Origin of the sequence: Tenacibaculum sp. (assembly GCF_050290165.1) — a bacterium.
Classification (GTDB): Bacteria; Bacteroidota; Bacteroidia; order Flavobacteriales; family Flavobacteriaceae; genus Polaribacter.
This window is the reverse complement of sequence record NZ_JBNKHD010000015.1, coordinates 439,608-452,631: the sequence shown is the minus strand read 5'-3', so window position 1 is coordinate 452,631 and position 13,024 is coordinate 439,608. Positions and strand designations below refer to the sequence as shown.

General features: G+C 33.1%; 14 protein-coding genes. 4 read left to right on the top strand and 10 right to left on the bottom strand.

The window, feature by feature from the left end; genetic code table 11:
- Positions 1-3: 3 nt before the first annotated feature.
- Entirely contained in the window at positions 4-1,359 is a 1,356-nt protein-coding gene (locus ACQY6M_RS13295; RefSeq protein WP_428742369.1) for an HlyD family secretion protein, read from the top strand.
- Positions 1,359-2,756, top strand: coding sequence for a TolC family protein (locus ACQY6M_RS13290; protein ID WP_428742368.1), 1,398 nt, complete (start codon positions 1,359-1,361; stop codon positions 2,754-2,756). Before ACQY6M_RS13295 ends, ACQY6M_RS13290 begins: the two co-directional genes overlap by 1 nt.
- A gap of 48 nt (positions 2,757-2,804) precedes the next feature.
- Here ACQY6M_RS13290 and ACQY6M_RS13285 read toward each other — a convergent pair whose 3' ends face one another.
- The 10 genes from ACQY6M_RS13285 to kynU all read right to left on the bottom strand — a co-directional run bounded on the left by ACQY6M_RS13285 (position 2,805) and on the right by kynU (position 11,510).
- The gene (locus ACQY6M_RS13285) at positions 2,805-3,890 is read right to left on the bottom strand and encodes an amidohydrolase family protein (protein WP_428742367.1); all 1,086 of its coding nucleotides are present in this window, start codon (positions 3,888-3,890) and stop codon (positions 2,805-2,807) included.
- Positions 3,891-4,015: 125 nt separating this feature from the next.
- Entirely contained in the window at positions 4,016-4,546 is a 531-nt protein-coding gene (locus ACQY6M_RS13280; RefSeq protein ID WP_408026840.1) for a 3-hydroxyanthranilate 3,4-dioxygenase, read from the bottom strand.
- A 142-nt stretch (positions 4,547-4,688) separates the two neighbouring features.
- Entirely contained in the window at positions 4,689-5,465 is a 777-nt protein-coding gene (locus ACQY6M_RS13275; RefSeq protein WP_428742366.1) for an SDR family oxidoreductase, read from the bottom strand.
- A 1-nt stretch (position 5,466) separates the two neighbouring features.
- Positions 5,467-5,685, bottom strand: coding sequence for a DUF6500 family protein (locus ACQY6M_RS13270; protein WP_120187375.1), 219 nt, complete (start codon positions 5,683-5,685; stop codon positions 5,467-5,469).
- On the bottom strand, positions 5,678-7,120 hold the full coding sequence (locus tag ACQY6M_RS13265; protein ID WP_428742365.1) for an aldehyde dehydrogenase: 1,443 nt from the start codon (positions 7,118-7,120) through the stop codon (positions 5,678-5,680). Before ACQY6M_RS13265 ends, ACQY6M_RS13270 begins: the two co-directional genes overlap by 8 nt.
- Complete coding sequence (locus tag ACQY6M_RS13260; protein WP_428742364.1) at positions 7,117-7,812, bottom strand: phytanoyl-CoA dioxygenase family protein; 696 nt, start codon at positions 7,810-7,812, stop codon at positions 7,117-7,119. The genes ACQY6M_RS13265 and ACQY6M_RS13260 overlap by 4 nt, the downstream gene beginning before the upstream one ends.
- 6 nt (positions 7,813-7,818) lie before the next feature.
- Entirely contained in the window at positions 7,819-8,229 is a 411-nt protein-coding gene (locus ACQY6M_RS13255) for a RidA family protein (protein WP_428742363.1), read from the bottom strand.
- Positions 8,230-8,328: 99 nt separating this feature from the next.
- Positions 8,329-8,850 (bottom strand): DUF1697 domain-containing protein, encoded by a 522-nt coding sequence (locus tag ACQY6M_RS13250; protein WP_428742362.1) that lies wholly within the window; start codon positions 8,848-8,850, stop codon positions 8,329-8,331.
- Positions 8,851-10,245: an FAD-dependent monooxygenase gene (locus tag ACQY6M_RS13245; RefSeq protein WP_428742361.1), complete on the bottom strand. Its 1,395-nt coding sequence runs from the start codon at positions 10,243-10,245 to the stop codon at positions 8,851-8,853.
- A 5-nt stretch (positions 10,246-10,250) separates the two neighbouring features.
- Positions 10,251-11,510, bottom strand: a complete 1,260-nt coding sequence (gene kynU / locus ACQY6M_RS13240) for a kynureninase (protein ID WP_428742360.1) — start codon at positions 11,508-11,510, stop codon at positions 10,251-10,253.
- A 147-nt stretch (positions 11,511-11,657) separates the two neighbouring features.
- Between kynU and ACQY6M_RS13235 the strand changes: the two genes are divergently transcribed.
- Positions 11,658-12,434 carry an IclR family transcriptional regulator gene (locus tag ACQY6M_RS13235; protein WP_428742359.1) on the top strand — a complete coding sequence of 259 codons (777 nt, stop codon included), beginning with the start codon at positions 11,658-11,660 and terminating at the stop codon, positions 12,432-12,434.
- Positions 12,435-12,437: 3 nt separating this feature from the next.
- Complete coding sequence (locus tag ACQY6M_RS13230) at positions 12,438-13,004, top strand: Crp/Fnr family transcriptional regulator (RefSeq protein WP_428742358.1); 567 nt, start codon at positions 12,438-12,440, stop codon at positions 13,002-13,004.
- Positions 13,005-13,024: the final 20 nt, after the last annotated feature.

Here is a 13,024-nt window from a genome sequence, read left to right as displayed (position 1 = left end):
ACCATGTTAAATATATCAAATAATAAAGTTTCCAATCAAATAGACTTAACTAAGCTTGAGTCTGGAAAAGAAATTTTTACAAAAGAATATCACAAGCGGTTTAAAAAGTTTTTACTTTTCTTTTCAATGTTACTTTTAATAATCTTGTTTTTGCCTTGGACTCAAAACGTATCCAGTAATGGTAAAGTGACTACTTTAAAACCTGATCAACGTCCACAAACACTGCAGTCTCAAATTCCTGGACGTATTGAAGAGTGGTTTGTACAAGAAGGAGATTTGGTAAAAAAAGGAGACACCATTTTAAGAATTTCTGAAATAAAGAGTGAATATTTTGACACTAAATTAGCTGAAAGAACCGACAAACAGTTAAACTCAAAAAATCTATCTGCTAAAGCGTACACAAACAAAATAAGTGCTTTACAAAAGCAAATAGCTGCTATTCAAAATGAGCGTGTTTTAAAATTAGAACAAGCTAAAAACAAGTTGAAACAAGCCCATTTAAAAGTTAAAAGTGATAGTATTGATTTAAAAGCAGCCGAAATAAAACAAAACATTGGTCAAACTCAATTAGACAGAACACTTACACTTCAAAAAGAAGGGTTGAAAGCTGTAAAAGACGTGGAAGAAAAAAGAGCTAAACTTCAAGAACTCACAGCAAAATTAGTCTCTCAAGAAAACAAATTTTTAACTTCAAAAAACGATCTTATTAATGCTCAACTGAGTATTAGTAGCATACAAGCTTCTTATATTGATAAACTTTCTAAAGCAGAAAGTAGTTTATACACAGCTCAATCTGATGCTTATGACACAGATGTGCAAGTATCTAAATTAGAAACCAGTTTAGCCAATTATAACAAACGTAGCTCTTTATTATACATAACAGCTCCACAAGACGGATATATTAATAAAACAATAAAATCAGGGATTGGGGAAACCTTTAAAGAAGGCGAACAACTTGTTAATATTATGCCCGCTAATTACGATTTAGCTGTTGAAATGTACATCCAACCTATCGATTTACCATTAATACACACTGGTGAAAGTGTTCGTGTTCAATTTGATGGTTGGCCTGCAATGGTATTCAGCGGTTGGCCTAATGTATCCTACGGAACCTATGGAGCTAAAATTGTAGCTATAGAAAACTTCATCAGCAGTAATGGTAAATACCGTGTATTAATTGTTCCTGATAGCAATGACGAACCTTGGCCCAAAGCTATTAGGGTTGGATCAGGAGCAAAAACTATTGCCATGTTAGAAAATGTACCTATATGGTATGAATTATGGAGGCAACTCAACAGCTTCCCTCCTAACTTTTACCAACCAAAAAACAAAAACTATAAATCAAAGGAAGATAAATAATGAAAAAACTATATATCATTTTCTTATTTCTAAGTTTTGCTTCCTTTTCTCAAAACGAACTAACGACTCAGCTGAGTTTAGAAGAATATTTAGGGTATGTAAAAAAGTACCATCCAATAATAAAACAAGCTGAACTTATTACTAGTACTAACGAAGCAAAATTATTAAAAGCTAGAGGAGCTTTTGATCCAAAAATAGAGATAGATTACAGCAGAAAAGAGTTTAAAGATACTGAGTACTACAAAAAACTGAATTCCACTTTTAAAATCCCTACATGGTACGGAGTGGAATTGAAAGGTAGTTATGAAAATAATTCTGGTCAATATTTAAACCCTGAATTTAAAACTCCTGAAGATGGTTTATATAGTGTTGGAGTTACTGTTTCTTTAGCTCAAAACCTATTCATCAATAAAAGAATGGCTACCTTAAAACAAGCAAAATTATATGCAAAGCAAGGTAAACTCGAACAACAATTATTGGTGAACGATATTTTGTTTGAAGCTATTTCTGCCTATTTAAATTGGTTACAGTACTATCAAAGTTACGAAGTATATAAAGAATATTATACCAATGCTGATACAAGACTACAAAATGTAATTAAAAGTTTTAAGGCTGGTGACAAACCTGCTATAGACACCTTAGAAGCTAATATTAATTTAAAAAACAGACAATTAGATCTAGAAAAATCGAAGATAAAATACGTCAAATCAAAATTTGAATTGGCTAATTTCTTATGGATTGGCAACAACATTCCTATGGAATTAAAAGAAAACATGATTCCGGACGCCAATACTATTTCTAATATTGACGCGATTTTAAACACTTCTGTGAGTTCATTGTTTCCTGATAATTTTGACAATCACCCTAAATTAAAACTATTAGAACTAAAGAAAAACAACCTGAATATTAATAAGCTGTTAATGATAAACAATTTACTACCTAAAGTAGATTTTCAATATAACTTTTTAAGCTCTAAAGTAAGTAATTTAGATGCTTTTGATGTAGCCAATTATAAAAATTCACTACAGGTTAGCATTCCTTTATTTTTAAGAAAATCTAGAGGTGATTTAAAACTCGCTAAAGTTAAACTTCAAGATATCAATTTTGAAATTGCTTCAACTAGAGTTTCTATACAGAACAAGGTTACTGCTACCAAACAAGAAATTGAATCGTATCAGAAACAAAATGATATTTTAAAAAACCTTGTAAATGATTATACAACTCTTGTAAAAAGTGAAGAACGAAAATTCTCTTTAGGTGAAAGTTCTATATTCTTAGTCAATTATAGAGAAGTAAAGCTAATTGAAAGTAAGTTAAAAGAAATTAAAAACCAATATGAATATGCTAAAACAAAAAGTAAATTAGTTAAACTACTTGGTAACTTAAACAGTTTATAAAACAAAAAACCGAAGTAAATACTTCGGGTTTTTTTATGTCTGCTTCTTCTATTTTAGAATTTTAGAAACTAACTCTTTTTTAGCTTTCTCGTCATCACCAAACAACCATTGTAATACATTATCCTCCCACATCTCATCACGTTCTGTTTCTGTAATAATATTTCTGTCAATCGCTAAATCTAAAATTTTTCCTGGATAAGATGACTGATTTTCACTTTCCATCTCACCTAACGGATACGGATCATCCAATCCTATTAGCACTTGTTTTGATCCTTGATTTTTGATCAATAACCCTAAAGAACCTGTATCATGAACCAGTGTATCAAAGAAAATATTTTTATGCCCAACCGCTTTACGAGGATGTTGTTTTCCTTCAAACAAATCAGGTCTTCCGTCAAATCCTTGTATACGACGTCCTAAATTCATTTGTGCTAACTGACCTCCATGAGCAAAACACACGCGCATATTTGGGTACTTTTCATAATATCCATTTAAAGTTAAGAAGTGATATGCATCTGCACATTGCGCCAACATCCAAATTAAGTGAAAGCGCCAACTGGTATTTTGTAGTTTGATAAATTTCTCTCCATCATACGGATGAATTTCAACCGCTAAATTGTATTTATCAGCTAATTCAAAAATAGGCTCGTTCTCTTCATCAAAAATACAACGCCAAGTACCAATGGTATCCATATAGTGTGTTGGTAAACACAACAAACGCATTCCCAATACCTCAACACAACGTTCTATTTCCCATAAAGCACCACGAACAAATCCTGGGTGCACCACAAAACCACAAGTAAACTTATCTGGGTGATCGTGCTGTACACGCGCATTAAAATCATTTTGAAAACGTAAGGCTTGTTTCATCTCTTCTAAGCGTAAACCATTTCCATATAATTGAGATAAGTTCAGCACCACCGCATGGTCAATTTTAAAATGCTCCATCCATGCTAGTTTTTCATCTAAAAAGAAACTAGAATCCGTTACTGGACGACTCCAATCTTTTTGTAGCATGAACTTTCTGTCCTTATCTACCCAAAAAATTCCTTTGTCTTTCATAAACTGCGGAATTTGCTCTGGGTAAGGTAACAAATGTGAATGTCCGTTTATTCTTAATTTGCGTTTTTCCATTTTTATTGTCATTGCGAGGCTTTAGCCGTGGCAATCATTTTTTTTAGTTTGAGATTACTTCGTCATTCTTCCTCGTAATGACGATTATATTTTGATTAAATTCCAACCTTCTCAGAAACAATAAATTACTTTATCTTATTAGGAGCTTCCATTACAGTACCACATTTATCACAAGTACACTTTTCTTTATCAGAATAATACTTATCAAAAATTATTGGCATATCCGTTTCAATATTGTCTAGAGCAAATTCTTCTCGATATAATTGATGTCCGCAATTTTCACAATACCACTCTAAAGCATCCATCATACCTTCATCGCGTGGATATTCGATAACCAAACCTACCGTATTCGCTTTACGTTGTGGTGAGTGTGGTACTTTACCTGGTAGCAAATAAATATCTCCTTCATTAATTTCAACATCTATCATTTCACCTTTGTCGTCAATAATTTTCAGCACCATATCTCCTTCTAATTGATAGAAAAACTCTGGTGTTTCGTTGTAGTGATAATCTTTACGATTGTTAGGGCCTCCAACAACCATTACGATATATTCACCATTATCCCAAACTTGTTTATTTCCTACTGGTGGCTTTAATAAATGACGATTTTCATCAATCCACTTTTTGAAATTCAAAGGTTGTACTAACTTGCTCATTTTATTTAGATTTTGTCATTGCGAAACAAATTTCAATTTGCTGTAGCAATCCGTTATTTTATTCTTGAGATTATTTCGTCATACTTCCTCATAATGACGGAAACTTTATAAAGTTACTTAAATTTGTATTGATTCTATATGCTTACAAACTTTTTGTTCTTCCTCCATCTACAGGAACGTTAATTCCGTTGATAAAACTTGCTCTTTCGCTTGCTAAAAACACAATAGCATTCGCTACTTCTTCAGGTTTCGCAAAACGTTTTGCAGGCGATGCATTTTTCATCATTTCGGCAACTTCTTCAACAGTTTTACCTGTTTTAGCAGCTTTATTATTGATAATTTCTGTCAAACGTTCCGTTGCTGTAGCTCCTGGTAATACATTATTCACTGTAATTCCGAATTGTCCTAACTCATTCGCTAAGGTTTTGCTCCAATTAGCAACTGCACCACGAATGGTATTCGACACTCCTAAACCATCTAGAGGTTGTTTTACTGAAGTAGAAATTACATTAATAATTCTACCATAATTTTGTTCTTTCATAAACGGAACCACCGCCTGTACCAATACATGGTTACATTTTAAGTGCATGGTAAAAGCACGCTCAAACTCTTCTAAGGTAGCATTAAACACCGGACCTCCTGCTGGACCTCCTGTATTATTTACCAAAATATGAAACTGTAAATTTGTTGCCTCTAACTTCTCTTTTAAATCTGTTGGATTTGTAAAATCAGCAACTAAATATCCATGATTTTGATTGTCATTAGGTAACTCAGCTAACACCGCTTTTAATTTATCTTCGCTACGAGCTACTAAAGTTACATTTACTCCTTCTTGAGCTAATTGTATTGCTGCTGCTTTACCTATTCCCTGAGTACTACCACATACCAAGGCGTTTTTATGTTGTATATCTAAATTCATTTTATTCGTTATTCTGAATCATTTGTTTAATCTTAACCGCTTTCTCAAAATGATCTAATTGGTGTGTCTGAATCCACCAAGTAGCCACTTCCATCAGTACTTTCGGATTGTCATTTTTATTTTTGAAAAATGCATAAAACGAAAGCCCTACATTTTCTCCTTTTTTTGCAATTTTCTCTTCACAAACAGCAATTATTTTTTCTTTTATTTCCTTATTCATATTTTATACATACATTTTTGGGTTCTGTAAAAAAGCGTAAAGCTTCAAAACCACCTTCACGTCCTACTCCACTCGCTTTTTGACCTCCAAATGGCGTTCTTAAGTCACGTAATAACCAAGTATTTACCCAAACAATTCCTGTATGTAATTCTTTAGACAATCGCATGGTTCTCGTCAAATTGTTTGTCCATAATGTTGATGACAATCCATATACCACATCATTAGCTAATTGTAATGCCTCTTCTTCCGTTTTAAAAGACATCAACGTTACTACGGGTCCAAAAATCTCTTCTTGATTTAATCTACACTGATTACTTGAAACTTCTATAATCGTCGGTTGTAAATAGTACCCGTTTTCACAATTCTTGACAGTGACTCTGTCACCTCCATATAGAATTTTCCCTCCTTCTTGTTCTGCAATATCTATATATGATTTTACCTTTTCTAAATGAGGTTTCGACACCAAGGCTCCAACATTAGTATCCTCATCAAAAGGATTCCCTATTTTCAATTGCGATACTTTCTGAACAAAATCTTTTTTGAATTGCTCATAGATACTTTCTTCTACAAAAATTCTACTTCCACATAAGCATATCTGACCTTGATTTGCAAATGAAGAACGAACTGTAGTTGCCAACATATTTTCATAATCGCAATCCGCAAAAATGATATTTGGATTTTTACCTCCTAACTCCAACGATAACTTCTTAAACATAGGTGCTGCTGTACGAGCTATATGTGCTCCTGTAGCGGTACCTCCAGTAAATGAAATTGCTTTGATATCTGGATGTTCTATAATAGCTTGTCCTGTGGTAGTTCCTAATCCGTGAACTATGTTTAACACCCCTTTAGGCAAACCTGCTTCATTACAAATCTCACCTAATAAATAAGCGGTCATTGGTGTAACCTCACTTGGTTTTGCTACCACACAATTTCCTGCTGCTATTGCTGGGGCAATCTTCCATGTGAATAAATAGAGTGGTAAGTTCCAAGGAGAAATACATGCCACTACACCAATCGGTTGACGTAACGTAAAATTCATAGCTCCTAAACCAACACTTTCATGCGCTTCGGATGAAAATTGCGTAATTGCATCTGCAAAATATTGAAAATTTGATGAGGCTCTCGGAATATCAATCGCCGTTGCTAAACTTAATGGTTTTCCATTATCCTTAGCCTCTGCTTTTGCCAATTCTGGTAATCTCTGTTGAATTAACTGTGCTATTTTAGAAAGAATATCTCTACGTTTGTTTAAGGTAGTATTTGACCAGTGCTTAAAGGCAGCTTTGGCACTTTGATATGCTTTTTCTACATCTTCAGTAGTAGAATTAGGAATTTGCCCATACACTTCTCCAATAGATGGATTATAGTTATCTATATAATTTCCTTTTACTGGATTAACAAACTCTCCGTTTATGTAATTTAGAATCTTCATACTATCTCTTTTTTTTCTAACCATCCCATGGGAATATTTCTATTACATAATTCCATATGTATTACAGACCTATCGGTACTCGAAATAGATTTTTGAGACGCGTGTAACAATAAAGGTTTCATTAACATTACTTCCCCTTTTCTAACCTTACAAAGTTGTTCTTCTCCATGTTCTTGAACCTTAAACTTCTCATCAACCCTTATAAACCCTTTGCTATGAGATTTAGGTATTACTTTTAAAGCTCCATTAGTTTCATCTGTATCGTCCAAATGAATTCTAAATGTTACTGTATTTTCTAAAATTTCTAATGGTGGAACTACTCCCAACTGTCCTTTTTTATTAGTCCAATTTGTGTAATTCTCTGCTTCAATTTTATTTTCTGCACTTATACTAATATCTTGATGATGTGATACAAACCAATTGGATTTTGCTGGTTTATTAAAATAAATAGCTTTTGTAATAAAGTAATCATCTTCACAAACTTCAGAAATTAACCTCTTGAACTTATCGTTTGAAAGAACAATTTCCATTATTGCAGGATTATTTACAAACAACTGTCTTATCGCATAAGTGTCTTTAGGACTATTTATTAACTTCTTAAGGTTTTCTATTTCTTCATCACTAAAAATAGTACTAGTTATAGAAAAACCCTTTTCAATTAACTCTCGTTTATGTTGATTAAAACCTAACACTCCTTTCTATTGTTTCTTATAAGCCACCACTTTAATTTCAATCAATAAATGTGGGTGCGGTAATTGATGTACAGCTACGGTTGTTCTCGTTGGTCCGTTATAGTCAAAGTACTCAGCATATACTTCATTATACCCTCCAAAATCATTCATATTTACCAAGAATGAAGTTACATCAACAATATCAGATAAATCAGCACCGACTTCGTTTAAAATATCTCGAATGTTTTCTATTACCGCTCGTGTTTGTTTTTTAATATCCAAGTTGGTCGTTCCAAACTCATCTACCTCAACACCTTCAAAAGAATTATCAGGTCTACGAGAACTTGTTCCTGATACATAAATAAAATCTCCTACTTGTTTTACATGCGGAAATTTCCCTCTTGGTATCGCTTTTCCTTTGATTACTTTACTGTCCATGTTTTATATTTTTTATCGTCATTGCGAAACTTTTAAAAGTTGAAGCAATCTTTTATGATGAGATTCCTTCGCTATGCTCGGAATGACGTTCTGTTTTTATTAAATAGTTGCTAATTCTAATAGTTTTATCGTTGTTTTTAAATTGCGGGTGGTTGCTGTTACTTTCAACTTCTTTTCGATTACACTGTTTGTTAATTTAGTACTCCCAAAACTAGATGGACAATACAAATACACCACATCATCAACTATTTCATATTTATCTTCGTTAATTCCATTAACTTCGATAACTGATTCTTTGATTATTCTATCTAGAAAAGTAAAAGCTACTATTTTTTCATTTTCTTGTGAAAATGGATAGTTTTCTAGTGTACTTTTCCATTCCTCTGGTGTTCTGGCTAGCACAGGCACATCATATCCAAATTCAGCAGCAATCGCTTCGTTAATTTTCTGACAAACGATCTCTTTTCTTTCTTCTGAATCTAAAATAATATTACCACTTTGAATATAGGTTTGCACATTTTGAAACCCTAATTCATTTAAGATATCTCGTAACTCTGCCATCGGAAGCTTGTTTTTTCCCGAGACATTAATCCCTCTTAGTAATATTATATATCTATTCATTTATAATCCTGCTATTTTATCTTCTTCTAAAATCTCGTTGGTTTCTTCTTGCACCTTTTTTAACACCTCATTCAAATCGGTGATGGTATCTAAATCATGATGAGCTACCATATTTAACAAGGCTTTATCTTGCGCACGTCCTTTTTTCATCGCTTCTGCATACGGAATCTCTTCATTAAAGGTTACCATTGAGTATTTCGAGAAATACTCTTCAGGGAATGTCTTTTCTAAATCCATTTCTAACTTTCTTTTTTGTTTAAATAATGGATTTGCAACATGGTCGCGCATCTCGTAAAAATTATCGATGGCTAAATCAGCAATCGCATCGGTATCTTCTTTACGTGCTTTTTCATACGCTTTAAAAGTCGCTTGCCAATCTCCTTCGTGTGTATCTAAAATCGTATCAAATACAGTTACATCTTCAAACGATGCATTCATTCCTTGTCCATAAAAAGGAACAATCGCGTGTGCCGCATCTCCCATTAACAAGGTCTTGTTTTGATAATGCCAAGGTGAACACTTTACCGTTCCTAAAGCCCCTGTTGGGTTGTTTAAGAATTCGTCTTTTATACTTGGTATCAACGCTAAGGCATCTGAAAATTCTTTTTCAAAAAACTCAGTTATCTTTTCTTCGGAAGTTAAGTTATTGAAATTGTATTCTCCTTCATCGTAACTCAAAAATAAGGTTACCGTAAAACTTCCATCTAAATTCGGTAACGCGATTAACATGTACTCTCCACGAGGCCAAATATGCAAATGATCTTTACTTATTTGATGGTTTCCTAACTTGTCTGCAGGAATTTCTAATTCTTTATATCCGTGTGTTAAGAAATTCTGTGAATAGCTAAACAAGAATTTTCTTTCTAAATAGTAGCTTTTCCTCAATGCAGATCCAGCCCCATCTGTTCCAAAAATCACATCTCCATCTACTGAAAACTCTTCCTTGGTATTGTAATTTTTAAAATGTGCTACTGTATTTTCTATATCTACCGAAGTACATTCTGTATTAAAATGTATGCTTACATTTTCGTGTGCTTCCGCCTCATTTAATAAGATTCCGTTTAAATCTCCTCTTGAAATAGAATTGATATACTCTCCTTCTCTACCCGAATAGTTCGATGCAAACGTATTCCCTTCCCTATCATGCATTAAACGCCCATACATCGGAATACAAATTTCACGTGCTTTTTCTTCCACTCCACATAAACGTAACGCTTTAAAACCGCGATCCGATAATGCTAAGTTGATAGAACGTCCTGCTGAAATATCGGTAACTCGTAAATCTGGACGACTTTCATACATTGCTACCTTATAGCCTCTTTGTGCTAAACGAAGTGCTAATAAACTTCCGCATAAACCAGCACCTATAATTACTATGTTTTCTTGTTTGCTCATTTGTTTTATAACAATGTTTTTAAAATTTCAACCATCCTGTATACATCTTCAAAACTGTTATACATTGGCACTGGTGCGCAACGAATTACATCAGGCTCTCTCCAGTCGGTTATAATATTATTTTCGGTTAGTTTTTTGTGTAAACTTTTATCTGCATTCTTTACTTGAATAGATAATTGACACCCTCTTTCTTTTGGATTCGATGGCGTAATTATTTTAATTCTATCCGTATCAATCTGATTGATTAAATATTCAAAATAGCCCGTTAATTTTTCCGATTTGGCTCTTAACGCTTCCATTCCTACTTCTTCAAACATATCTAATGAAGCTCTGATTGCTGCCATTGATAAAATTGGTGGATTTGATAACTGCCAACCTTCTGCTCCCGGCATCACATCAAATGGTTGACGCATGTTAAAACGAGTTTCTTTATTATGGTTCCACCAGCCTGCAAAACGTGGCAACTCTTTATTATGCGCATGTTTTTCATGTACAAATAATCCTGCTAAACTTCCTGGACCTGAATTCAAATATTTATAGGTACACCAAGCTGCAAAATCTACTCCGCTATCATGTAATTCTGGAGAAATATTTCCTGCACCGTGCGCTAAATCTATACCAACGATACAGTTTTTAGCATGCCCTATTTCTGCAATACGTTTGATATCTAAATACTGTCCTGTATAATAATTCACACCTCCTATCAACAACAAGGCAATTTCATCACCTTGCTCGTTTACTATTTTCTCTAAATCTTCAATACGCAATAATTCTTCTCCTTCACGAGGTTTCCATTCTATCAATCCTTCTTCTGTATCAAATCCATGGAATTTTAATTGCGATTGTACCGCATATCTATCCGAAGGAAAAGCGTCACTTTCTATAACAATTTTATACTTTGTTTTAGTCGGTTGGTAAAACGACACCATTAACAAATGTAAGTTGGTCGTTAGCGTGTTCATCACTACCACTTCTAATGGTTTAGCGCCCACTATTTTCGCCATCGAATTTGTCAAAAACTCGTGATATGGCATCCATGGATTTCGAGCTTCAAAATGCCCTTCTACTCCATATTTTGCCCAATCATCTAATTCCTGTTGAATGTATTGTTGCGTTTGTTTAGGTTGCAATCCAAGTGAGTTTCCTGTAAAATACAACCAGTCATTTCCTTTTGTATCTTTTGGAATATGAAACTGCGCTCTTAAATGCGCTAAGTTATCTTCTTTATCTAGTTGTTGTGCGTAATCAAGTGTTGGTTTATACATACTTATTATATTTCTAAAAACCATTTCTAAAACACTAAAGATACTTCATTTTTACCTCAAAATAAAACCTAAAGTGTTTCACATAATAAAACGGCGTTTTATAAATCTACATATTTTTATTATATTAGTCAATAATTTTTTGAGAAAATGAATACAGATTCTAAAAATTTAAATCAATCCATTATCAAAGCGTTTGCTGTTTTAGATGCTTTTACCAATGATAAAAAAGAATGGGGCGTTAGAGAATTAGCTACTAAAACTGGCTATAACAAGAGTACCGTATACCGATTACTAAGTACTTTAGTTTCGTTGAATGCTGTGCAACAAAACGACAACGAAAAATATCAATTGGGAAGTAAGTTGTTTGAATTAGGCAATCGCGTTTCTATATATAAATCACTGAGAGATTTAACCAATGAACCAATACAAAAGGTAGCCTTAGAAATTCAAGAAACTGTTTTATTGGGCATTTTAAAAGAACAGCAAGTATTTCATATTAATAAAGCTGATAGTTTACAAGGGCTTAAAATAAGCACCTCTATTGGTTCTTACGTACCTGTTAACGGAAGCGCCATTGGAAAATTACTATTAGCTTTTTCTTCGATAGAAACTCAAGAAACTTTTTTCAACTCGATTTCTTTAAAATCGTTTACCAAAAACACGATTTCATCTGTTTCAAAATTCAAAAAGGAATTATTACAAATTCAACAGCAACAATTTGCGTTAGATATTGAGGAATCAGAATTGGGTTTAGTTTGTATTGCCATTCCTATTTATAATAAAAAAGGTAAAGTTATCGCTGGCATTAGCGCATCAGGACCTTCTAGTAGATTTAAAATGGAAAATGTATCTAGTTACATTCAAATTTTACAAAAAGGAGCCAATACTATAGAACAAAATTTAAGTGACTTTGATAGTTTATAAAATATGGAACAAATAAAAACACTCTTACAATCTTTTGCTGACATCTCTGAAAATGACTTAAACTATTTTTGCTCTAAACTCCAAAAAGCAACACTTCAAAAGAAGGAAATCGTATTAACCAAAGGAACAACGGAAAATTATCTTTCTTTTGTTGAAACAGGAATTTTAAGATTATTTATTCCTAAAATTGAAAACGATGTAACCTTTGGATTTGTTTTTAAAAATAGTTTTATCAGTGCTTATGATTCTTTTTTAACACAAACTCCTTCAGAATACAGTATTGAAACGTTAACCCCTACGATTTTGTGGAGACTATCTTTTAATGATTTAGAAGACATCTACCAAAACACTACTATTGGTCATGAAATTGGGAGGAAAAATGCAGAAAATTTATTCTTACTAAAATCAAAGCGAGAGCTATCCTTATTAAACAATACACCAGAAGAAAGATATCTCAACCTTTTTCAAGAAAGACCCGAATTAATTCGACATATCCCTTTAAAATACATAGCATCATATATCGGAGTAACTCCACAAGCATTAAGTAGAATTAGAAAACGAATTTATTAACCCAAGTTCATTGATTCCAT

Bases quoted from the DNA above. Each gene is read 5' to 3' on its own strand.
- ACQY6M_RS13295 (WP_428742369.1), top strand. From the start codon at position 4: ATGTTAAATATATCAAATAATAAAGTTTCCAATCAAATAGACTTAACT.
- ACQY6M_RS13290 (WP_428742368.1), top strand. From the start codon at position 1,359: ATGAAAAAACTATATATCATTTTCTTATTTCTAAGTTTTGCTTCCTTT.
- ACQY6M_RS13285 (WP_428742367.1), bottom strand. From the start codon at position 3,890: ATGGAAAAACGCAAATTAAGAATAAACGGACATTCACATTTGTTACCT.
- ACQY6M_RS13280 (WP_408026840.1), bottom strand. From the start codon at position 4,546: ATGAGCAAGTTAGTACAACCTTTGAATTTCAAAAAGTGGATTGATGAA.
- ACQY6M_RS13275 (WP_428742366.1), bottom strand. From the start codon at position 5,465: ATGAATTTAGATATACAACATAAAAACGCCTTGGTATGTGGTAGTACT.
- ACQY6M_RS13270 (WP_120187375.1), bottom strand. From the start codon at position 5,685: ATGAATAAGGAAATAAAAGAAAAAATAATTGCTGTTTGTGAAGAGAAA.
- ACQY6M_RS13265 (WP_428742365.1), bottom strand. From the start codon at position 7,120: ATGAAGATTCTAAATTACATAAACGGAGAGTTTGTTAATCCAGTAAAA.
- ACQY6M_RS13255 (WP_428742363.1), bottom strand. From the start codon at position 8,229: ATGGACAGTAAAGTAATCAAAGGAAAAGCGATACCAAGAGGGAAATTT.
- ACQY6M_RS13250 (WP_428742362.1), bottom strand. From the start codon at position 8,850: ATGAATAGATATATAATATTACTAAGAGGGATTAATGTCTCGGGAAAA.
- ACQY6M_RS13245 (WP_428742361.1), bottom strand. From the start codon at position 10,245: ATGAGCAAACAAGAAAACATAGTAATTATAGGTGCTGGTTTATGCGGA.
- kynU (WP_428742360.1), bottom strand. From the start codon at position 11,510: ATGTATAAACCAACACTTGATTACGCACAACAACTAGATAAAGAAGAT.
- ACQY6M_RS13235 (WP_428742359.1), top strand. From the start codon at position 11,658: ATGAATACAGATTCTAAAAATTTAAATCAATCCATTATCAAAGCGTTT.
- ACQY6M_RS13230 (WP_428742358.1), top strand. From the start codon at position 12,438: ATGGAACAAATAAAAACACTCTTACAATCTTTTGCTGACATCTCTGAA.